The sequence below is a fragment of the Aequorivita lipolytica genome (assembly GCF_007997135.1).
GTDB lineage: Bacteria > Bacteroidota > Bacteroidia > Flavobacteriales > Flavobacteriaceae > Aequorivita > Aequorivita lipolytica.
The window spans coordinates 1-518 of the sequence record NZ_VORU01000047.1; the positions used below are offsets into that span (position 1 = coordinate 1).

At 43.8% G+C, this 518-nt stretch carries 1 protein-coding gene; it reads left to right on the top strand.

What is annotated here, in order from left to right; all coding sequences use genetic code 11:
- Nucleotides 1–88 precede the first annotated feature (88 nt).
- The gene (locus ESV24_RS15220) at nucleotides 89–451 is read left to right on the top strand and encodes a hypothetical protein (protein WP_111817171.1); all 363 of its coding nucleotides are present in this window, start codon (nucleotides 89–91) and stop codon (nucleotides 449–451) included.
- Nucleotides 452–518: the final 67 nt, after the last annotated feature.

Genomic DNA, 518 nt, shown 5'->3' on the forward strand with positions numbered 1-518 from the left:
CGTTAACGGCAAGTTGGCTTAAGTAAATGTTGGCGCAGCAGAACCCAAAAGGACCTTTGAAAAATGGGGCTCGTGCTTTTCAGCGAAAATGAAAACACGGTTTTTGGGCGGGGAATCCCAAAATCCCCACAAAAGCAGTTGTTTGTTTCCCGACGATAGTAGAATGAGCAACTGGACGGATATTTTTTTGGCAGGTGTTTATTTGCGAAAATGTCGCCGGGGATTTTGGGCTTCCGTCGATGGCAGTCGCTTATTTGCCAACGGTAGTAGAATGAATGGCTGGATGAAGATTTTTTGGCAGGTGTTTATTTGCGGACGATCAAAAACCGTGTTTTCGGCAGGCATCAAGTTCGTTTTTTATCAGCAAAGTTCCGCAGAAATGGAAAACCTGCCATTAACACTGTGTATAAGCAATAGCGGCTACGTGCTGGATCCGAAAATAATTTTATAAATTTAAAGTCTGTTTAAGGGCGAAAGTTTTGGGGGAAATCCCGCTACTGCCCATACACAACACGTTA